At 41.0% G+C, this 23,082-nt stretch carries 17 protein-coding genes; all 17 read right to left on the bottom strand.

Translation table 11 applies throughout. The features are described from left to right. Positions 1–66: 66 nt before the first annotated feature. The 17 genes from DW931_RS00455 to DW931_RS00375 all read right to left on the bottom strand — a co-directional run bounded on the left by DW931_RS00455 (position 67) and on the right by DW931_RS00375 (position 22,676). Positions 67–1,128, bottom strand: coding sequence for a type IV pilus twitching motility protein PilT (locus tag DW931_RS00455; RefSeq protein WP_118467476.1), 1,062 nt, complete (start codon positions 1,126–1,128; stop codon positions 67–69). Positions 1,129–1,160: 32 nt separating this feature from the next. Then, positions 1,161–2,846 carry a GspE/PulE family protein gene (locus DW931_RS00450; protein WP_118481723.1) on the bottom strand — a complete coding sequence of 562 codons (1,686 nt, stop codon included), beginning with the start codon at positions 2,844–2,846 and terminating at the stop codon, positions 1,161–1,163. A gap of 31 nt (positions 2,847–2,877) precedes the next feature. Next, positions 2,878–5,955, bottom strand: a complete 3,078-nt coding sequence (locus DW931_RS00445) for an insulinase family protein (RefSeq protein WP_182430014.1) — start codon at positions 5,953–5,955, stop codon at positions 2,878–2,880. 143 nt (positions 5,956–6,098) lie between these two features. After that, the gene (locus tag DW931_RS00440) at positions 6,099–6,608 is read right to left on the bottom strand and encodes an SEC-C metal-binding domain-containing protein (protein WP_118481720.1); all 510 of its coding nucleotides are present in this window, start codon (positions 6,606–6,608) and stop codon (positions 6,099–6,101) included. Between the two features lie 244 nt (positions 6,609–6,852). Next, on the bottom strand, positions 6,853–8,553 hold the full coding sequence (locus DW931_RS00435; RefSeq protein ID WP_118481719.1) for an AAA family ATPase: 1,701 nt from the start codon (positions 8,551–8,553) through the stop codon (positions 6,853–6,855). Positions 8,554–8,662: 109 nt separating this feature from the next. Beyond that, positions 8,663–9,598 (bottom strand): glycosyltransferase family 2 protein, encoded by a 936-nt coding sequence (locus DW931_RS00430; protein WP_118481718.1) that lies wholly within the window; start codon positions 9,596–9,598, stop codon positions 8,663–8,665. Positions 9,599–9,614: 16 nt separating this feature from the next. Further along, entirely contained in the window at positions 9,615–11,624 is a 2,010-nt protein-coding gene (locus DW931_RS00425; protein ID WP_118626830.1) for a DUF6020 family protein, read from the bottom strand. A gap of 25 nt (positions 11,625–11,649) precedes the next feature. Beyond that, positions 11,650–12,705 (bottom strand): NAD-dependent epimerase/dehydratase family protein, encoded by a 1,056-nt coding sequence (locus DW931_RS00420; RefSeq protein ID WP_118482222.1) that lies wholly within the window; start codon positions 12,703–12,705, stop codon positions 11,650–11,652. Positions 12,706–12,708: 3 nt separating this feature from the next. Further along, the gene (locus DW931_RS00415; RefSeq protein ID WP_118482221.1) at positions 12,709–15,768 is read right to left on the bottom strand and encodes a CDP-glycerol glycerophosphotransferase family protein; all 3,060 of its coding nucleotides are present in this window, start codon (positions 15,766–15,768) and stop codon (positions 12,709–12,711) included. An 18-nt stretch (positions 15,769–15,786) separates the two neighbouring features. Continuing rightward, positions 15,787–16,491: an IspD/TarI family cytidylyltransferase gene (locus DW931_RS00410; RefSeq protein ID WP_118482220.1), complete on the bottom strand. Its 705-nt coding sequence runs from the start codon at positions 16,489–16,491 to the stop codon at positions 15,787–15,789. A gap of 22 nt (positions 16,492–16,513) precedes the next feature. Beyond that, complete coding sequence (locus tag DW931_RS00405) at positions 16,514–17,161, bottom strand: ABC transporter ATP-binding protein (protein WP_347559410.1); 648 nt, start codon at positions 17,159–17,161, stop codon at positions 16,514–16,516. An 81-nt stretch (positions 17,162–17,242) separates the two neighbouring features. Beyond that, entirely contained in the window at positions 17,243–18,052 is an 810-nt protein-coding gene (locus tag DW931_RS00400; RefSeq protein WP_347559409.1) for an ABC transporter permease, read from the bottom strand. Beyond that, positions 18,036–19,217 (bottom strand): CDP-glycerol glycerophosphotransferase family protein, encoded by a 1,182-nt coding sequence (locus DW931_RS00395; RefSeq protein ID WP_118523580.1) that lies wholly within the window; start codon positions 19,215–19,217, stop codon positions 18,036–18,038. Before DW931_RS00395 ends, DW931_RS00400 begins: the two co-directional genes overlap by 17 nt. Further along, entirely contained in the window at positions 19,204–20,001 is a 798-nt protein-coding gene (locus DW931_RS00390; protein ID WP_118482217.1) for a glycosyltransferase family A protein, read from the bottom strand. The genes DW931_RS00395 and DW931_RS00390 overlap by 14 nt, the downstream gene beginning before the upstream one ends. Further along, a complete protein-coding gene (locus DW931_RS00385) occupies positions 19,998–20,807 on the bottom strand; it encodes a glycosyltransferase family 2 protein (protein WP_118482216.1) in 810 nt (269 codons plus the stop codon). Before DW931_RS00385 ends, DW931_RS00390 begins: the two co-directional genes overlap by 4 nt. Next, complete coding sequence (locus DW931_RS00380) at positions 20,797–22,140, bottom strand: sugar transferase (protein WP_118482215.1); 1,344 nt, start codon at positions 22,138–22,140, stop codon at positions 20,797–20,799. Before DW931_RS00380 ends, DW931_RS00385 begins: the two co-directional genes overlap by 11 nt. Continuing rightward, positions 22,137–22,676: a transcription termination/antitermination NusG family protein gene (locus DW931_RS00375; RefSeq protein ID WP_118492142.1), complete on the bottom strand. Its 540-nt coding sequence runs from the start codon at positions 22,674–22,676 to the stop codon at positions 22,137–22,139. Before DW931_RS00375 ends, DW931_RS00380 begins: the two co-directional genes overlap by 4 nt. Positions 22,677–23,082 lie beyond the last annotated feature (406 nt).

The raw sequence follows: 23,082 nt of genomic DNA, 5'->3' as shown, positions 1-23,082 counted from the left end.
ACATTTTTATGTTTTCTAGTAATCTGTATTCCTCGCAGGCTTCATTCACCCGTTTTTACCATATTATTAATACTGCACCGCCGCCAGTTTCTCTCTCAGTTCCTGCGGATCCTGGGACGCATCGACTGCCGTCTGCGGTGTGATCACGCCCTCTTTCGCCATACGGATCAGAAAATTATCCATCGTAATAGAGCCCTCTTTTGCACTAGAAAGCAGATAGCTCTGCATCTGCGGTGTTTTTCCATCGCGGATCAGATTCCGGATCGCCGGCGTGAGCATCATAAGTTCACAAGCTGCCGCCCTGCCCTGGCCGCCCGCCCTCGGCACCAGCTGCTGTGACAGCACCGCCCGCAGCGTCATCGAGAGCTGCATCCGGATCTGCGGCTGTTTATCCTCTGGAAAAACACCCACAATCCGGTCAATGCTGTCGATTGCCGAATTGGTATGAATGGTAGAAAAAACAAGATGTCCCGTCTCCGCCGCCATCAGCGCCGTCTCGATCGTCGCCGGATCACGCATTTCTCCAATCAGAATGACATCCGGGTCCTCACGGAGCGCCGCATAAAGCCCCTTATCATAGCTCTCTACGTCCACGCCCACCTCGCGCTGGTTGATGATCGCCTGCGCCGGTTCATAGACATACTCGATCGGGTCTTCCAGCGTAATCATATGGAGCGGACGATTCTGGTTGATCTCATTTAAAATTGCCGCCAGCGTCGTTGACTTGCCGCTTCCCGTCTCGCCGGTTACCAGAATAATGCCTTTATTCCAGCTTGAAAACTGATTCACTGCTTCCGGAAGCCCCAGCTCCGACAGGTTCGGAATCGTACTGCCCAGAAGACGGATCGCCGCAGAGAGCGCGCCCTGCTGCCGGAACAGATTCACACGGAGACGCCGTCCCGCAAACGAAGCACTAAAATCCAGCTGTCCGATGGCCTCGATCTGATCTGCCGCATTGCCTGCCAGCTGGCGTCCATATTCCTCACAATCCTCACGCGTCAGCCCGCCATCCGTCAGCGTCTCGATTCTGCCGTCAATTCTGCATTTTGGCGGCAGCCCTGCAATCAGATGCACATCCGATGCCCTTTTTTCAGCTGCCAGCGCGATTAATTCCTCGATTCCATACATACCATCTGTCTCCTCTTCTCTTTCTGCACCATTTACAGCGCCAGCAGCGTCCGGATCACCTCGTCCACCGTCGAAACACCCTCTTCTACCAGCTTCTGCGCGTGTTCCAGCATCGGAACATACTGGCTCGCTCTTCTGGCTGCCTCTAAGAAACGTGTCCGGTCAGCTCCTTCCAGAATGCACCGGCGCAGCTCCTCCTGAATCAGCATTACCTCAAACACACCGATTCTGCCCCGGTATCCCGAATGGAAGCACTGATCGCATCCGGCTCCCTGCCAGTATAATTTTCCAGGGTTCTCCGGGATTCCTGCCATCTCAAGCGCTTTTTTCCGCGGCTGAATCTGGGTTTTGCAGTTCGGACAGATTTTCCTCAGCAGCCGCTGGGAAATAACGCCTCGCAGTCCCGCCGCAATCAGGTATGGCGCCACGCCCATATCTCGCAGACGGTCAATCGCCGAGATCGCATCTTCCGTATGAATCGTGGTGATAACGAGATGTCCCGTCATTGCCGCACGCATCGCGATCTCTGCCGTCTCACCGTCACGGATCTCGCCGACGCAGATGATATCCGGATCCTGACGCAGAACTGAGCGCAGACCCGATGCAAAAGTCAGCCCCACTTTTTCATTGATCTGCACCTGTGTCGCGCCTTTGATATGGTATTCCACCGGATCCTCCAATGTAATCAGGTTGGTCCGATCCGAAAGAAGTTCGCGGATCAGCGTATACATCGTCGAAGATTTACCTGAACCAGTCGGTCCTACAATCATGATAACTCCGGAAGTAAGCCCTAAAAGTGTATCAATCTTTGCATCCTCCACTGCCGGAATACCGATACCGCGGCGGTTCAGCGTCTCCTCATTTCGTTTCAAAATACGGATAACCACTTTTTCTCCATACAGGGTCGGAAGGGTGGATATACGCATATCAATATCTTTTCCTCTTAAATGCATCACCGCACGACCATCCTGCGGAATTCTTTTTTCGACAATATCGAGCTGGGACATGATTTTAAGCCTCGAAATGACCGAATCCTTGAGTTCCGACGGGATCGTCATGATCCGGTGAAGCTGCCCGTCGATACGCATCCTGACGACCATCTCCTCCTCCGTCGGCTCAAAATGGATATCCGAAGCATTTTCCGAAATGGCGCGCTCAATAATCGAATTGACCAGGCGGATCATCGGCGTCACATTTTCCTGTCCTTCTCTTGCCGCCGTCTGCCCCTGACGCACCTCTTGTGCCGCTGCCGTCTCTGCCTGCATCTGCGCCATCGCTTCTGCCGCTCCCTCGTTGCCATACAAAATATTGATCGCACGCTTCACCGCCGGTTCAGAGGCAATCATCGGCACAATTTTCTTTTTGGAAGTATGCTGTGCTTCCTCAATCGCCATGAAGTTCAGCGGATCCGCCATTGCCAGATAGAGCTGGTCTTTGGAAATACGCACCGGTACGATCGTCATCTTCTTTGCCAGGTTTTTCGGCACAAAACGCGACAGTTCCGGGCTGATATCGACCCGCGTCAAATCAATATAGTCAATGCCCAGCTGCATGCGAAGCGCATCGATCAGCTGACCTTCCGTGATATAATGATGCTTGATCAGCGTTGTTCCCAGACGTTCTTTCTCCTTCGCCTGATAGTCAAGCGCCTCTTTAAGCTGCCCTTCTGTGATCAGTCCCAGCTCCAAAAGCATGTCTCCCAATCGCTTTGTACGCATTCTCTCTACCTCCCTATAAATATGGATCTGGTTATTCAGCCATTTTACTGCGGAAATCCCGGATCCGGTCAAAGCAGTCCCGATCCATCTCGATCGCCGTCTGATTTCCAGTCGTCACAATCCACGCTTCTTCCAAAAGCCGCCGGATGATCCGCGCCGCCTCTTTCTGATCCTCTGCGGTCGTCTTACGGATCTCCTCTGTCCAACGACGGATCTGTACAATATCCAGGCCATTGTACGCATACTGCATCGCTGCCATCCGCCGTCCCAGGCATCCGCACGGCGCCGTCGCATTGCCGTAACTGCTTAAAATATAGCCATTCCGATCTGCCTCCGAAAGCTGCAGTTTTTCCAATACACCCGCTGCCGCCCGGATCGCCTCGATCGTCTCACTGACCTTCGGATCCCGGTATGTACTCGCCACGATCCGGTCCATCGTCGGCGTAAATGCAAACGACGCGCTGTAGGCGCCGCCTTGAAAACGGAGCTGCGGCACAAAATACCGGTCATCCAGCGCATTTACATACGGAAGAATCCGCCCGGAAAATCCATCTACAGCGCTCAGCTCTGCCGAAAAGACGGTATACTGGCTGGAGCTCTCCACAATTACCGCCTCCCTGCGCGCCGGAACCGGGAAAGTATACCCAGCATTTTCCCCTCTGTTTTCCGTTTTATTCTCATGGTCTGGCATCTGTTCTCCCCGCAGATTTCCCAGAATCCGCCCTGCACAGTTCCGCATCCATTCCAGATTTTCCCTCGGTGCAACATGAAGGATCGTCACCGCTGTTCCATGCAGGATGCGGTCGCGCACCTCCTCCATCTTCTCTGCCAGCTGGAAGATCGCTGCATCCTCCTGTTCCAGTCGCCCGCGCAGTTTTTTCAAAAACTCATAAAACGCCTGTCCGCCGACATATTCCTGATACCGCGTATTGATGCTATAGCCAGATGCCGCCAGACGCACCGCCAGCGAATACGCATCACTGCGCGACTCATCACAGGACGGAATCGTCTCATCCAGTGCCTGAAGAACCGCATTCTTATCTCTCCACAGTGGATGTGATAAGAGTTCCAACAGGACATACAGGCTCTCTTCATAATCCTCCGCCATCCCATACCAGCTGACCGCCAGCGTCGGATGGCTGTTTCGTCCCGCCCGAACCTCCGGATGTCCCTCATTCATGGAAAAATCATGCAGATAGCGCTCAATCTGATTTTCCTTTTCCATTCTGCCATACCGGGCATTTTCAAGCTCTGAAACAAACATTGTATATAAAGGAATGTAAAAACGGTCCTCTTCCGGCACGCCGCTCAAATCCAGGTATAAACGGTTATAGCTGATCGCTTCCAGATCCGACGGCGATTCATAGACCGAAATCCCATTTATCTCATATATCTGATATTCCGGCGTCTCTTCCGGCGGCGGAAGCTCATCGACCCGGATCATAAAATCCGCATTCGAACACTCCGACGCATTCCACGCATCAAAATCCAGGGTTTTCGCAATCAGCGCATCCAGCTCTGCCTCGCTCATCTCCGCCTTCATCTGCGCCAGATACGCGTCGCGCTCCTGCTCCATCGCCTCTGCCATCCCCGGCGTCGGAACCGTCGTGACAAGAACCCGCCGCTTCGCCGCGCCAAGCTCTGCCGCAAACCGGCGAATCTCCGCCTGTGCCGTCCCTGCATCCAGAGAATCATAGGCTGCCGCCTCATCCGCATACACATCTGCATCGCCCGTCAGTGCCCATTTCAGGCTGACTTCCGGCACGATCGAATCCGCAAATACATCCGTATCTTCGCCTGCCGTATAATCATGTATCGCCCGCGCCTTGAGCGCCGTCTCCACCACTGACGGGTCGATCCCGCGCTCCTGCATCTCGCACAATGTCTCATCCGACACCTGCCGGAACCGTTCTGCATCCTTCGGACTGCTGTCTGTCATTTCGAAAACAAAAAATGGCTTTTCTGCCTCCATCATCACCGATGCGCTCGCATCACAATGGATGCCCGCCGTCCGCAGCTTTTCCCTGAAAACCGATCCATCCACATTCATCATTCCCGCAATGATGCTGTACTGGATCAGCTTTTCCCATGAAATGCCGCTCAGATCCATCGCATACGATACCACCGCCGCATTCTCCGATGCGTCTCCCCGGTAAGCAGGACTGGGAACGGTTGCCTGACGGAAGAATGATTCTCCCCCATTTTCCAAACTATCTGGCTCGGGGCTGTAAAACGCACTCATCCCTATATTCTGCATTTCCTGTTTTTCCTGTCGCCCGCTGCCTGACTGGAAACTCCATCCGTCTTCTTTTCCATAGCTTTTCTTTGCATCACACAGATACTCTTTATCCAGGAATGCCAGAAACCGTTTCCAGTCCAGATCCCCATACAACAAAATCAGAGCATTATCGAACCGATAAAATCGATCATACATCTCCATCGTATGTTCATACGTCAGATCCTTATAAAAACGGTGCGCCTGTCCATTCGCATTTGCCGCCGTCTCCCCCGGATACAGCGCCCGCAAAACATTCCGCAGTGCCTCATTATCTGTATCATTCAGCATGCCGAAATCCTCGCTGTACACCGTTCCTGCCAGCGTAATCGGGCTTTTGCGGTCGCGCAGCTCATAGCGGACCGCTTCACGGTCAAAAAAGCGGCGTTCCCGCCGGATTCCCGGCGCTTTCATGCAGCTTAAATACACATCTGCCATCTTAAGCAGCTGTTCCTCGCTCTGGCTGCACACCGGATATGCCGTAAATGGTATATAGGTAAATGCATTTACAAATGTGTGGTATGTCTTGCTGCAAAGATCAAAAAAAATATCCTTACTCGGATATTTATCAGAGGAAGCAAGTACCGAATGCTCAAACACATGATTCGTGTCCGTCTCATCCAGATGCGGTGTCCGATAGGAAATCGAGAATCCCCGGTTTGTATCTTTATTTCTGATATAAAACAGGGACGCCCCGCTTTTCTCATGTTCAAAATACAGTGTCTGCGCTCCCAGCGCCTGCAGTTTTCCCACCTGTTTCAATGTAAAACCTGCTGTCTGAAATCCCGGCTGCAGTCTCCCATCTGCCGCCCTCCACTGCTTTGTACCTGCCATTCTTTTATCATGCCTCCTGCCATCATTCGTCTGCTGTCTTTTCTCTATATCTATTATACAAAAGCACGTCCTATATTTCCATAGAAAAAAGCACATCCGGTTCACTCTGTGTTCCGGATGTGCTTCTCTGATTCATAAATCTCTTATTTATTCTTTCCGCAGCACTTCTTGTATTTCTTACCGCTTCCGCATGGACACGGATCGTTCGGGTAAATCTTATGTGTATTGCGGACTGTGCCAGATGCCTTCTGCTCGCGGTACAGCTCTGTTCTTCTCTCCTCAGTCAGGATTGCATCCCACTGCGGAAGCTCATACAGCCAGGTAGCCTTTGCCTCTACCATGTTGTAATATAACTTCTCCGGGTCGATCTCGATCTTAACCTTGGTATCCTCATCCATGGTCTCGATCGGGTTCTCATAGCCCTTTAAGCTCTCATTGATTCCATCCAGGAAACCGGTCATGATCATAACTTCGGTATCATACTTCTCAGCCAGTTCCTTAACGGTACCTTCTATAACCTCAGTCGGGTTTGCAAGAATCTGCTCGTAAATGCCTTTCTCAATCGTAAAATATCCAGACCAGAGTTCCTCTTTCTTTTTATCATCCAGCCCGTCACCATATGCCAGATTGCGCCAATTTTCTAACAGTGTCATCGGTAATTCCTTCCTTTTTTCGTTCTTTCATTACTATAATAACATAGTATATTTAAGTATATAACAAGTTGGGGGGATTTGCAAGGAGGAAAACTGGCATCTGCCTATTTTTATTACTGTTCACGCATACGTGCCCAGTAACGGAATTTGCCGTAGCTTCGCATTTAAATACGGCAAATTCCTGCTGCCACCACGTTTTCTTACGGCACTTTCGGTTTCAAAAGTACCTACCCGTAAACGTAACCTATTTTTCAAGTTTTTCGCTGATCACACAGCATCTTTTTTTGCAAAAGGCAATTCCATATAACCGTATGTCCCTCCGGTCATCATTCAGGAGATATTCCTGATAACGGCGATCTCGGATCTGATTCATTGCTTTCCTGCACGCTATCCTCATCTCATCAAAGTTTTTTGTGTATTTTAATTCTGCAACAATTCCAGCATCCGGATTATCGGTCTCTACAATGATATCCGCAAAGCCATCTCCGGCTTCGACATTTGATTTTACAAGCCAGTCTGCGTTCCCTGTAAGAATCCCGACAAGAAGGTTATGATAGGAGCTTTCCTTTTCTTCCTTCCTTGCCTTTGTATCAAAAACGCTGATGGAATTACTGAGCACCCGATTTAAATATTGCTCTATTCCTTCAGTATCCCCTTCTTCAAAGGCTTTCCAGAATGCAGTCAGGCGTTCTGTGTTAGTGAAGATCGATTTCTTAAACCACTCGTTTATCTGAAGCCGAAAGACCTCGCGCACCTCCCGATTCGGAATAATCAAGCGGTAAGCGCCCTTCTCCGTCCTTCCGGTCTGTGTCAGATATCCGGTCGTAAAAAGTACGCTCCAAAGATTTTCGATGCTCTGATCAATCTCCTCATAGGTAAGATCCAGACGAAGCTCTTTTTCAATCGCTTCGCCGTTAATCAAACGTTCTATTTCATTTTTCGTTGTCTTATTTGCCTTATCAATAAAACGCTTTACCAGATCGTTTCCGCTCGTATTGATCCAATACGCTTCTGGTCTTGCTTCCGGATCATCCTTTACACGATCCACAAAGTTTACAACATCCCACGGGCAGTATACGTCGGCTTTTCCGAAGCGATATCCATCATACCATTCTTTTACTTCCGCAAACCTATCTTCCAGATGATAGTCTGAAAGCAGCTTTCGAACCTCTGTATCAGTAAAGCCAAATTGCTCATCAAATCGTGTATCTGTGATCGATAGGATCTTAAAATTGTTGAGTCCGGTGAAGATGCTTTCTTTCGAGACACGAAGGCAGCCCGTCAACACTGCGAAGTTAAGCGAATCGTTTGTCTTTAATGCTTCTCCAAGCAGTCCACGGGTAAAATAGATCATTTCCTTGTAATAACCATGCTGAAATGCTTTATCCAGTGGTACATCGTACTCATCAATCAGAATGACCGTCTTTTTACCATAATGTTTATATAATAGATCGGACAATGTTTTTATGGAAGAAATGACAATATCCACGTCTTCAGGCTGATCCTTCATGTCAAGAAGCTGATGATACTTTTTTTTATCCAAATCAAGAAGTCTTTCGCTGTCCTTTAGATAATAAAACCGTTCCGCTTCTCTTCTTATCAGCTGAATGCATCTTCGCTTTGCCTCTGAAAAGTTCAAGCCCTCTACTCCCTTTAAGGAGAGAAAGATAACCGGATATTTTCCCAGATGCTGCTCACATAATGTCTGCTTCTCCGAAATATAGAGTCCATCGAAGAGCGATGAATCCGTTCCAATCTCAAAAAAGCACTTCAGCATACTCATATTAAGGGTCTTACCAAAGCGACGCGGACGTGTAAACAGATTCACTTCTCCCCAATTTAAAAACAATTGTTCAATCAATTCTGTTTTATCGATATAATAAAAGCCATTTCGACGGATCTTTTCAAAACCATCAATCCCTACCGGAAGTTTTAATTCATTCATAAGCGAGCCTCCCGTGCTATTTTCTGGTTTTTATTATCTCATATTTCTTTGTAAAAATAAAGGTGGAATGGTTAGGGATGCTCAAACAACTTTAATCGTTCACAAAAAATCATTCTAATTCACTTTTCATCTTTTCAATCATCTGCAGCCGAAATTCATACGCCTGCCGTTCTTTCTCAACCAAAGTTGATAAAACTGCTCCCGAAAAGAATGATACAATCGAAGTAAAAATCAAAATTCCCGATGAAACAAATATAAACGGATGTTTAACCTTTCCCACCTGTATATCATGTAGGATCTCCGGAATAAGCAGTCCCATTGAAACCAGCATCAAAACAGTCGATATCCGACCAAAAAATCCAAACGGACGATAATTCTTATAGAGACGTCCTATCGTCTTCAAGACCTTAAATCCATCTGAATATGTATTTAATTTTGATTCACTGCCAGACGGTCTGTCTCGATATTCGATAACTACATTCTCAATCCGCATATTTTTTTCAACTGCATGAATGGTCATCTCCGTTTCTATCTCAAATCCCTTCGATAGCACAGGAAAGCTTTTAACAAAAAGAAAACTAAAAGCCCGATAACCCGTCATAATATCCCGGATATCAGTATGAAACAAGCGATTTACGCTAGCTCTCACCAGCGTATTTCCAAAATTATGGAACGGTCTTTTGTTCTCATTAAAATAAGTAGATGAAAGCCTGTCCCCCACTACCATATCAGCATTTTTTTCAAGAACCAGATTCGCCATCTTTCTTCCGTATTCAGCAGGATACGTGTCGTCTCCATCTACCATGATATAGCACTCCGCATCAATCTCCCGAAACATACGCCGGATTACATTTCCTTTCCCCTGTGCGTATTCATGACGGACGATTGCGCCCGCATTTTGAGCCAGTTCGGCTGTCTTATCATTTGAATTGTTGTCGTACACATAAATAACCGCTTCTGGAAGTTCAGTTTTCCAATCTTTCACGACTTTTTCAATTGTTTTTTCCTCGTTGTAGCATGGAATCAGTACTGCTATCTTATCCATTTTATGTATATTCCTTTCACTTATCATTCAAAATCTGTGTTCCTGCATTATTCATTTTTATCCAACGATATTTCTTATCAATCAATCCAAGCAACAATACCGCCGGCAATGCAACCGTAATCATATAAACATATCTAAAGTAATATCCATTGCACGGTCCCAAAAATGCAATACCTACCGAAGCCAATAATGGGATAATCCCCCAACATAAAATATCTATCTTTTGTCTTCTGAATAAATAAAATGCAAATATTAATAGCAGCCAGATATATAAGGCAACACACTTAAATACTCCTAGCACTGGAAGATTAAATATTCCTTCTCGCAACGCTTCATAACAATTTCTTAAGCATTTCAGCTTAACTGGATAATGAACATCCATATTTAATTGATTTCCACGTTTATTCACACTATCCATGCATTTTTCCGACCAACTATATGAATAATTTGTGGCCAATCTTTTACCAGGATATAGATAATAATAGTAATTGTTTAGAGTGGCTTCTGCATAAACTAAAGGATGTTTCTTCAGCATCTGATACCATACAGAAAAATATTCTTTTAATTCTACTTTAGATGTATATTTATTCCAGCCATCTTTGACTTTATCAGAACGGTCGGCCTCATAACGTTCCGATAATGTATCATAATTTAAGACGCGATCAATTACCTCTTTTTCTTTCTCCGTCACCTCATCCGAATATTCTTTTATGTAACGTGCTGTTTGCTGAAACGGAACCGAAAGCATCTCTTTTGTACTTCCTGGTGTAATTTTTAAATACGGAAAAATAATATGATTTATAGAAAAAAGCAAGAATAAGATTAACGCCAACCCAATCCCCAGTTCTTTTCTATATTCTTTAAAATGAGCAATAAGAAAAACAAACCAGATTCCAACAATATATTTTGCTTCATTTCGAAAGAAAACAATGAAGCCACCGCAAAGAAATATCAATGCCAAATAAATCAAAAATATATTTTTATTACACTTTTCTCTATTACTAGTAAAAAGACTTTTCCAAATCATTATTTTAGCTAACAAAACAATGAGGAACAGCATCATATATGCGTAAAAAACATCTTTTGAAAATAAAAACATATATGATACCATTCTCGGAGAAATACAATAGTAAATTAGACTCACGAAACATATTTTTATATTAACACGAAGTTCTCTAAGAAATTTCACAAAATACGAAATAACACTTGCAGCAAATACAAATTGAATTAACGAAACCAAAAACAATCCCGCATTCCACGACTTAAACAAAAACTTTCCAATTATCATACAGATATGCACAAGCATTGTATATGCCACGGGATGATGCGCATTTAAGTATACATTTTTATTTAACAATACCAATCGTTCTGACTGAAGACTAGGCAAATTATATCCCTGCAAAATAAAATCTTGTGCATCTCCCTGCAAAATTGCCGGATATGAACACACAATATAAGGAATATATAAAACTACTATCGTCAAAAACGAACACAGAAATGTATGATTCTCAAGGAACGAGAGATACCTCCCCCCGAAAGTTTTTGAGACTATCTTTTCATCATTCGAATTTTGACATAATGTAAGATGGTCCCATTTATAAAATAAATAGATTATCACGCTTGAAAAAAGGCATGTATAACCGATAAGAACCGTTATACTTTTAAAGATCTGAAGTTTTCCCATGTACAGGGCACTTAATTCTCCGTTTACCTCAATCGCATTACCTACAATCATGCATATTGCAAAAAAAAATCCCAATAAACCTGCACAGCAGCAATCTTTTCTGAACTCTGCCTTATTTTCAGGTCTATACCTCTGAATTTCTTTTAACATATAATAAAATAAACATATCATTCCCGCAAAGAGAATAAGCTGATCTAGTGAAAAACCTGATAGTGCATCCAAATACCGTTTCAATGGATTTCCCTTGTAATCCATCTTCAACAGATTCATTCGGAGACTCATCATTGTAAATACAGCCATGATACAGCTTAAACTCTTTTTATACCTATCTATAGCAATCACTTTAGCTCCTCCACATATTTCATTCTCATTCCGTCTTCGACCTTATTATTTCGATTGTTTTTTCAAGCTGTTCTTTCATTTCATTCTTTGACTTCCAACCTAACTGATTCAACTTTTTCGCATCAAGCCGCGCATCCGATGCTTTTGAATACCCTTTCCGCTCTATTTCATCCGGCAGTTCAAACACAACTTTTCTGCCAGCATAGTCTGCTAAAATACCTGCCAGTTCTTTCAGTCGAATATCATATTTCTCATCCGCAATATTATAAGCTTCCCCGTCTTTTCCATAAAACAGAATATAAAGCAATGCAGACACTACATCCGTAACATAGCAATAAGAAAAATATTGATTTCCTTCACTCTTTAAAACAATATCTTCTCTGTTTACTGCTTTCTTTATGAACTGAGCCAATGCTTTGCTGTCACTTTGAAGCATCGTCGGACCAAAGACTCGACATACTCTCGGAATCACAACATCCAGTCCATATTTCTGTCTATACGCCTGGCACAGCGCTTCACCCGTTCTTTTTCCCTCCGGATATCCGGCTCGAAGAGTATTGCAGTCAATATAACCGCAATACTCTTCTGAAAACCGTTCTACATCTCCACGATTTTCGCCGTAAATTTCGACCGAAGAGAGAAAAACAACTCTCTCAGCCTTTGAATACACTGCCATTTTTAATACATTTTCTGTTCCCGCCACATTCGTCATAATCGTCCCAATCGGATCTTCTGCATAGCTTCTCGGGTGCGTATTGCTGGCACAGTGAAACAGATAATCCATTTTTGTATCCAGCTGCAGCGAATTATTAATATCACCCTGAATAAAGGAAAAGTTCAGATCCTCCATATAATTTTTAAAACGTTCACGTGCTCTCTGCTCAGAACGTCCCATTGCAAACACATGGATCTTAGAATCATATGTACGATTATGTTCCATCAACACATCTACTAACACCGTTCCTATCATTCCGCTAGCACCGGTAATCAAAATTTTCTTATTCTCCAGTTTTTCCCACGGAAAGGTATAATCTGAAATTTTCTTTATATCTTCTACATACAATGGATGTGAATAATACATACTTTATCTCCTCTCCCGCAATTTTTTTATTTTTTCAGCATATTTTGTGCCGTGAATCCATTTTCGATAACATCGCCACACAAAACGATAGGACCATGCCGATCTGGCCAGAGACAGATTGAAATCCTTTGTTCCAAAATGTCCGCCTCTCGCCCATTTAATAATTGCTAGCATCGTGATTGGTGGAGCATATTCTCTTGTCTTTCCATAAAGAGCCACTGAGTCATATAAAGAAGCTGTCATTTGGAGAAAGATATCCTGACTCTTATTATTATGGAAAAATGATATTCCAAAATCAAAAAGACTTCTTCCTATTGATTCTTCATTTTCGAATATCATCCTGCAAAAATCAGTTGCAAATTCAGGAAGGTATCTTTCAAGCGCATTATGAAGACTTTGATTATTATCGCAAGGATTTAATACAGGTTCCACTTTTCCATTCTTTCTCTCATAAGAACTAACACTGCGATATGGCAGATTAGCAAAAATTGATTCTATAAATATTTGTGAATATGTATTCCCCGTAAAATTATAACGGATTAGATGTCCATTCGATGGATAGATACTTCTTGCATAATAAAATATGTTATCGTGTTTATATCCAGCAGCTTTCCAGAGTAAACGTGCTAAACAATTCTGCGTATATCCTCGTCCCCAGAATTCCACAAATGCATATTTTTCCGAAAAATCAATTTCCTGATTCAAATATTCCAGAACAATTTTTCTCTGTTCTGCAGCCGTCTGAAGAAGATACTGCTCATATTTTTCGGATACAGAAAAAGCCTCTCTAATTTTTTTGAGTTCTGGACGTGTAATTATTTTCTTTTCTTTTAAATAAGCCAATTCAGGAAACATACTCTCAAATGTTTCTGAAGTCATGCTAGCCGCTTCCAACAATTTATCATACTCTTCTATATCAACAAAATTTCCAAATTCACCGAAAAATTCTTCATCTATTTCATAGATTTGAGAAGGAATTCTCCAAGCTTTTCTTGAACCATATATATATTTCGTTTTAATAGAAAGTTTTTTCTCTTTTATAATCGCATCGGCAATTCGTTTTAAATGATATCCATCGCGAGAAATAAAATACAGACAATCTATTTTCTTCTCAAGCGCATGCCTAATCGCCCAATTCACATACGGAACCCAATATAAGGACACATACGAATATGCATATACCTCTTCCATACGATGTTCTTCCTGGCGAAACCTTGCAAACAAAGCCGCTATCTGATAAGAATCATACGTTGCTATAAATTGAGTCAAATTTTTTTCATAAAAATCAAACGCCGGGATTTCATGGTTTACAGATTCAATTCCAATTGAGGCTGGCACTTTCCCATCTGCATTTTTATTATCTCCATAATGAATCCATTTACCAAACCGATACTCTACGGCATGATATACATCAAAAAACAATTCTTTTGTTGTCTTCTGTGTTCCATAATCACTTGAAAGGAACAGTGGGAGTTCCCCCAAAATTGGCTCCGCCTTGCATAACAGCTTTTTTATAAATTCTTTTGGTAAATACATATCGCTGATTAAAACAACCGTTTCCCCTTGTTCGATCAAGTCTTTAACCTGCTGAATTTTCTCCGGATATGGTATAGATGTCTCATACTCGCATTCCAATTCCCATTTCTTTAACTGCTCTGTCTGCTCATCTGTTAAGCTATATAGTTCTTTGATTCTCTCATAAATCAAATCAAATGTAATTTCAGTTCTTCTATCCTTCCGCAGAACTATGCTTTTTCTATAGTATTCACGCACATTTGATTCCGCCCATGGACGAATTTTATAGAAATTTTCCTTGATATATTTAGGATATTCTAATTTTGATTCTCTCATCTTATCTTGAACATGATAAAAAACACCGATTGGAAGCAGCGTACTTCTGCCAATCAATGTATCAAAAATATCAAAACTATATAAAGTAGGCAATTTCTTACTTTCATCCGGTTCAAACAAAAGTGCTGCATCTACTATTTTCTCCAGAGAATGCTCATCTGCATATTCCCAGAATTTTTTATAGATACGTGCAATTTCTTCCGATTCATCCTCATCTGCTTTTGAAAACACTTCTAAAAATTCCTGAAAATTAGTACAGATCTTTCCGCACGTATTTTCCATGTAATCCAATGCAAAATCTCTTAACGTATTTTCCTGACCATAGTCAAATATATATCGGGCAAAATGTTTGACTCCGCTTGCCAGCATATCATAGAAAATAGAAGAATAATCGACAATTGCAAGGTCAATCCGATCAAATATTTCATAAAAATCATTTGCATTGTCCCAAAACAGCACTCTCGGACAATTTGTATATATTTTTTTTATATTTTGGTATTGGAAATCATTCGCCATCAATGGATGCATTTTAAAGATCAGCAGGAAATTATTTTTCTCCAATACGTCCACTAACTTTTCCATATCCGGAATCGCCTGTGAGAAAAAATTAGTAGCAGAAGCATCTCTGTAAGTCGGTGCGTAAACAGCTATCTTCGTATCCTCTGGCAGCTTTTTTTGTTTCAAGATATCATGATCATATGTCTTAATTTTTCCCGGATAAAAACAACACGGATATCCGGCTCGAATAATCTTGTCTTCAGCTAGATCACACTGCTTAATAAAATGTTTTTCCATAAGTGGAGAAGTCACTAAAAACAATTGATAATTTTGATAACAATCCATATTGATAATATGTTTTTTGATTATACGTTCATTCAAAAATCCATATGTAACACCCTTTTCAACTGTTTTGCATCCTACTCCATGCCATAAATTTAATACTGTGATTCCTTTAAGATAATCCTGAAAAACTTCCTTCTTTTGGTTCACAACATAAACTCCTGCCTGTGAACCAATTTTTTCAGCCATTTTGGATTTAAACAGAAAAGCCTGATATCCCAGTTTACGAATATAATTTCTCGTTTCTTCCGTATAGCAAAACCAGTATGGAGTAATATCTTTCCTATAATTCACAATATACATGAAAAGCCATTTGGGATTCCCATCAAACGCATTCCCCGCATTGAAAATCCAAATTTTCTTATCTCTCATCTGAAAACTCCCTTTACATTAATGTTCTTTTAACATTAGTAATGCCTTAAATAACTCCAAATCATCCTGTGTCGTAATCTTGATATTTTTATCAGAACCCGCAGCAAAATGAAGTGTTTCTCCCAAATCTGTCATCATTGTATTCGTATAAGAAGAACCATAGATACCTATTTTCTCTTTAAATGCTTTTTTATACGCCCAAAGCAATGTTCCATATTTGTATGCCTGCGGTGTCGAAACTCGTCTCAATGTTTCCCTCGGAATATACTGTTCCGTTGTTTCTTCATCTTTTTTTACAAAGATCTGTTCATTATACGGAAGGGAAGTTACTGCATTTCCATAAATCCCACATTTTACAATCACATCGGACAAAACATTTTCATCAACTAATGGCCGGATCCCATCGTGAATTACCACGATATCATCCTCTTTGCATTCATTTTCAAGCGCAAACACACCGTTTCGGATCGATTCCTGCCCGGTACTTCCTCCGCTTATCACCCACTTTAATTTTGTTATATGATTCTGTCTGGCATACGCTTTCAAAATATCATGCCATCCATCGATACATACAACCAGAATGCTGTCAATCTGTGGATGCTTTTGAAATGCCTCTAGCGTATAGATAATCAACGGTTTATCGTTGACATTGATAAATTGCTTCGGTATCTCCTGATGCATTCTTTGTCCTGTACCGCCTGCTAAAATAATTGCTGTATTCATTTTCTATATACCCTCTCCATCTTTAACTCATAAATTCTTCGTATTTCTCCAGAACTTCTTTTGTATTCCCGTACATCTTTATTTCGCCGTCATGGAGCCACAGTATCTCATCACACAATCCATCCAGCGTCTTTGTATCATGCGACACCATAACAACCGTCCTATTTTCATCCGAGATCAGCTGCTTCATTTTGTTATAACTTTTTTTCTTAAATCGGGCATCTCCTACACTGAGCACTTCATCAATCAACATAATGTCCGTCTCTAAAATCGCCGTAATAGAAAATGCCAGCTTTGAATACATACCGCTGGAATACGTTCTGACAGGCGCATCAATAAATTTTCCAAGTTCCGAAAATTCTATAATTTCTTCCATTCGCTCCCGGACTGCTTTTTCAGAAAATCCCAAAAGCATTCCCGACAAAATAATATTTTCACGTCCCGTCAATTCTCTCTGAAATCCCACCCCAATCGACAGCAGCGAAACGCTGTTTCCTTTCAAATCAATTGTTCCGCTGTCTGGAGCAAATATACCTGCAATTGCATTTAACATCGTTGACTTTCCGCTGCCGTTTTTTCCTACAATTCCTAAAATATTTCCCTTGGGAACATTAAACGACACATTGCGGATTGCCTGAAATTCATCTACTTTATTTCTATGAAAATGCAATAAGCTTTTTTTTATTGAATAGGATTTCAGTCCGCGATAACTGATGCATAAATTTTTTATTTCAATTGCATTTTCTTTCATTTAAATCACCTTTACATAACTATTTTCATTTTTATAAATCTTTCGAATTCCGGTTCCTGCCAAAATAATGCTAACTACAAACCATGCCAGCATTAATTTTCGATGCGGAATTTTTCCATAAAGCAGTGAATTTCTCATGCACTCCAGAAAAAACGCCATAGGATTATAGCGAGTCAAAAGCTCTCCATAGGGTGCCGGAATTCTTGTAGCGACATTATAGAAAATACCTGTCAAATAAAATAACATTCTCAATACGATCGTTATTACATTCGAAAGGTCTTCAACAAAGACTCCGTAATGAAGCAGCCATAGTGAGCACGCAAACGTAAAAAGCAATAATAAAAGCAGCGTTGGAATCGTATAAATAATCTTATAGGTAAAGGGTACCCTCCAAAAAATCATCATTAAGATAACGATCGCAAAGGAAATCATCATTTTAAAAGAATTTACCCATACCTTTGTCAATACCAATATATATTTCGGAAGATACACTTTAGAAACAATTGGCTTATTTGTTTTTACAATCCGTACACTTTGATTAATCATTCGATTAAAAAAATCCCACATGGATAATCCAATAAAAATAAAAATCGGGAAATATGGCTCTTTTGCCTTAAAAACATAACCAAAAATAAATGTATATATGAGCATAAAACAAATGGGATCTAATATCCACCAAAGCCAATTTAAGTATGAATTTGCCACTTCTGACTTTAACTGTGCTTTCGCTGAAACCACTGAAAAGCCAAAATATTTTTTTATATCTCTTATAAATCTTTTCATTAACATCTGATCACCAGCTTTCTCCAAAAACTAATTTCAAAATTCTTTCTGTCGCATGTCCGTCACAAGATGACATAAATTTCTTTCGAAATTCTCTCATTTTTTTCAAATCATAATCTGTTGTATGTTCAATTTGATAAATTATATCTTCTTCCGTTTTACATATATATCCAGGAACAAATGATTCAAACTCATAAAAAAAGCCTTGTTCTTTACAGTATTCCTTTAGGTCATAGGCATAAAAAAGAATCGGGCGTTCAAAAATCGAATATTCAAAAATCAATGAGGAATAATCCGTAATACATAAATCGGCAACGCACATAAGTTCATCTATTTCCATCTTTTCACTTACATCAAACACAAAATCAGCGCATTCCTTCGGTATCTTTATATGCTCTTTTATATGCGGATGCTGCTTAAAGACAATAACATACTGTTTTTCCAATGCAGCTTTCAAACGAATTAATGACAAAATCCGTGGCATTTGTGCATCTAATGCATCGCCTCGGAATGTAGGAGCATATAAAATAATCTTTCGATTGGTATTAAACAAAATATATTTCCTGATTTTTTTCTTTGCTCTTTTATGAAATTCCCTGTCAAAAAAACGATCGGTTCTACTAATGCCAGTGGCAATAATTGCTTCCTCTGGAAGCCCGCATGCTTCTTTATAAGCCCATCTCACTTCCGGACTACTTACAGTCATCCATGTATTGTAATTATAATTTGAATATGTTTCCTTTTTTCCTTTTGATAATGCATTTCCAAATTTTTTAAATGCTCCGCATCCATGCCACAACTGTGTATAAACACTATCTGAACGTATCGACACACACGAAAAAACATTTAACGCATCCGCCAAAAAAATATACCCTGCGGATGCCGAATCCCATACAAGCTTCGTGCATCTCCATAAATACCCTATTTTTGTTCCTCTTTCTTTTTCCAAATATATGATTTTTACTTTTAGATCCGGTCTTTTTTTCAATTTCTCAAATAAAGGCTGGAAATTCACACTAAGCTTTTTTCCAAAATTTTCAATAATAATAATTCTTTTTTTATCAAATACTCTTTTCTTTCCGAATCTGTATATTGCTGGATACCAGCATTTTAATAATATATAATTTCTTATTTCTTTCAATTTCACCGTTTTATGACAATCTTTTATCTCTTTTTCTTTACCACCTTTCATATTCACGCAGCCCCTTTAACATACTTTTATATGCCTGCTTTAACCCTAATTCTTTGCAAACTTCTTTATGACGTATACAATATTGCAGACACAAAGCCATTGAAAATCTCCTTGAAATTGCTGAAAACAACGCTCCTTTATCATAAAAATACTTTTCGTCATAATTTTTAAACCATGTAGATTCCCGATGATCGACATATCCTATTTGTTGTTCCGATGCATATATTTTCATGTTTTTCTTTAAGCACTCTGTTAAAAATAACGAATCTTCGCCTGAACTATACTTACTTCCGCCTCCAAACAAAAGAGAAAATGAAATATTATGCTTTCTGATACTATTTTTTTTGACTGCAATTCGAAACGTTCCATACCGAAGATAATTGTAAAAATGTACTTTATGAAATTTTTGATCTATATACTCTGGTCTGTTTTTGTTTGTACTCTCCACATTAAACAAAATCAGTTCCGCATCTTTTCTTTTTTCAAATTCAGTTTGAATTATTTTTTCATAATTATCTATATATCTCACATCATCATCTGCAAATAGAAGGATATTTCCCGTAGCCCTTAATAATGCATTATTTCTGCTTAATCCCACCCCTCTCTCTTCCAGGTTATACCATTCAAAGTTATTTCCATTTTCATTCCATGTCTCTTTTGAAAATGAATCTGTCTGATTGATGATGATTGCATCACTATGTATGTTCATACGTTTTATTAAAGATTTATCATCCTGATTCATTGTTGATACTAATATTTGTAATTTTTCTTCTATCTTTTTCACACCCTTCTATTGAGTTCAATCGCTCTATATTTCCAGATTCCGTGCAGCATATAGCTAGAAAAACAATACAAACTTTTTATTATTCCAAATCCAAGATACCGGTATGAGCTCCATGTCATCTGAGCAGACTTCCATTTACTTCCAGATTTTCCTTTTCCTGTCAAACGATATTTTAAAAGTACCTCATTTACTCCGCAGGCACTTCCATATGTTTGTATGATTTTCATCCAGGTAATATAATCTTCATGTGCATCTTCATGCAGCATTGGAAACTCTCGCATAATATGTCTCAACACAAGAACAGACGAACAATTAATCCAGTTTTGCCGAAGCATCATTTTATAGCTTATCTCTTCTTTTACCGGTATAATGCACCTTAAAGAATCTCCTTCCTCATTTACCAGTTCTCTAGCCGTTGTGCAGAGAGAAGCTTTCTTTTTTTTCAGCATTTCCAGCTGTTTTATTAATTTTCCTTCTTCCCACCAATCATCTGCATCCAAAAAAGCAATCCATCTTCCTTTTGCTTCTTCTACTCCATAGTTTCTGCTCCTTGCCGCTCCCATATTGGTTTTATTTCTTAGATAGCGAATCTCTGGATTTTCTTTTTGGTATTTTTTTATGATTTCAGGTGTAGAATCTGTTGAAGCATCATCTACAATCAAAAGCTCTATGCTGCTTATTTCTTTTCTTTGCAACAGAACCGATTCTATTGCCTGATTCAGATATTTTTCTCCGTTATAAACAGGCATAACAACCGATACTGTGATTTCTTCTGATTCATTTTCACATATCTTTTCATTTCCCATTTTCCTGAATTCCTTCTGTACTTTCCTTTAACATCATAATTTTAGGAGTCATTAGAATTAGTTTTAAATCCAGCAGAAACGAATAATTTCGTATGTATGTCAAGTCAAGTTTGAGCTTATCATATGGCGTCGTATTGTACTTTCCATATATCTGTGCATACCCCGTCAACCCCGCCTTCATCTTCAGCCGATAGCAAAATTCCGGTATTTCCTTTTCAATCTCTGCTGCCAGTTCCGGACGTTCCGGGCGCGGACCGACCAGACTCATCTCGCCTTTCCAGATGTTTAAAAGCTGCGGCAGTTCATCCAAACGGGTTCTGCGCAGGAAATGTCCTACTGGGAGGATGCGGTCGTCATGTTCCGATGCCAGTCTTGCTCCGCTCTTTTCTTCCGCGTTCTGAATCATGGTTCGAAATTTGCAAATCTGAAACGCTTTTCCTCCCTTTGTCAGCCGCGTCTGTTTATAAAAAACAGGTCCGCGATCCGTCAGATAAATTGACAATGCCACCAACAGGAAAAATGGTGATAATACAACCAGTCCCACTCCGGAACAAATCACATCCAGCATCCGCTTCAAAAAGCGCTGTATACCGGACATATCCTCATTTCTGGATAAAAGCAGCGGACTATCAAAAATATCCAATTCTTCGGATGTCCGAATCAGGATATCTGAAAGTTTTGGAACGGTATAGGTTCGTATATCGCGTTCAAAACATTTTTTCAGCAGTGCATTGCGTTCTTTTGCCGGAATATCTCCGATAATCAAAGCGTCAAAATTCTGTGCTTCCCGAATGATCGCTTTCATTCCCGCCTGGATATGAATCGCCTTCGCCAGATAGTATTTGTCCTCCCGCGAGTGGATCTTCTCCATCAGATGAAACGCCGGACGATCGCCGCAAACCAGCAGCATCGTTCTGGGCGGAAATAAACAGCGGTATAGCTTCTGAAATAAGAATGTCCATATGATCGCTATCAAAAGCTGCACCAGTGTCATGGCAATCAAAATCTTCGGATCATGAAATTTTTTATCCAACAGCGATATTTGTATGTAAGTAATCACATTCAAAAGACCGATCGAAAGAATCTGAGAACAGAGCAGATTTCCTTTTTTCAGATATCCGATTCGAAATCCTCCGTATGTCATCAAGAAGAAAAATAGCAGTCCTGCATACAGGGCAATCATCAACCAGTTTCCTCTTCTCCAGAAAGGAAATTCGATCAATTTATTGAAATAACCGTTCCAGACGCATCCATATACGCCCGTGATCACTCCCATCAGGATAGCCGCACTTCCTATTCGGAACAGTCTCTTGAATGGTTCGTATTGTCTCAAATTGTTTCCTCTTTCATTGTTTTTTCCCGATCGTCCTTGACCCGAATCGATAATTCTACCTGATGCGTTTTTCCCAAAAATGGGATTTCCAGTGTCACAACACGCTTGCGGAATCGCTTTCGCACAATCTGCCCCAGCAGCTCTCCTAAAATTCCTTCCGCCGACACAATCTCTCCAGCCTCGTTTGCCTGTACCAGAAATCGTCTCACTGTATGCTGCGAATCTCCTCGAAGCAATTCCTTAAAAAGTATTTCCTCCGATGATTCTATTGCAAGCGCTTGCCCGCCCATCAGCAATTGGGCTTTTCCTGCCAACCTATGAACATTCTCTTCCAAACGCTGTGGGTCTTCTGTGTCCACAAAAATATATCCCGGAAACATCGGTTCCACGCCAATCTGATAAATACCTTCCCGCCTCCAAGTTCGCTCTTTGAGCAACACAAAGCAGGGAGGGTCCGCATGTTCCGAATAAACCCGGTTTAATTTCTCCGCTATCTGTTTTTCGCTTCCCACAGTTGTCTGCACTACGTACCACATACCGGGTCTCTTCCTCTCAGTTCTTCCATTTTCGCAGAATACCCTGTTCTGCGAAAATATCAGCGCAGTTTGAGAAAATAAATTGTTATTCTTTCTGAAAATAAAGGTTTTTTATTTGATATTGATTTAGAATTTGATGAATTTTTAATCAGAAACTTCTATCTTAATAATTTCCTAATAGATTCTTGGCAGAAACTTCTATTGAATTCGCAAAAAAAGCATAGTATAATGTACAGAGATTTCGCAGAACAGGGTATTCTGCGAAATTTTTCTTTTTAAACAGCTTTCCAGAACTTTATATATTGATTATTTTATGCATTTTTATACATAACGCTTATCTCTCTACAGACTTAAAAAAGCTCCGGAAACAACTTTTTCTGTCATTTCCGGAGCTAACTTCCTCCCA

It is taken from the genome of Clostridium sp. AM43-3BH, assembly GCF_003479985.1.
Lineage (GTDB): Bacteria > Bacillota > Clostridia > Lachnospirales > Lachnospiraceae > Otoolea > Otoolea fessa.
Note: the sequence above shows the minus strand (reverse complement) of the source record. Positions and strands in the feature narration are given on the sequence as shown.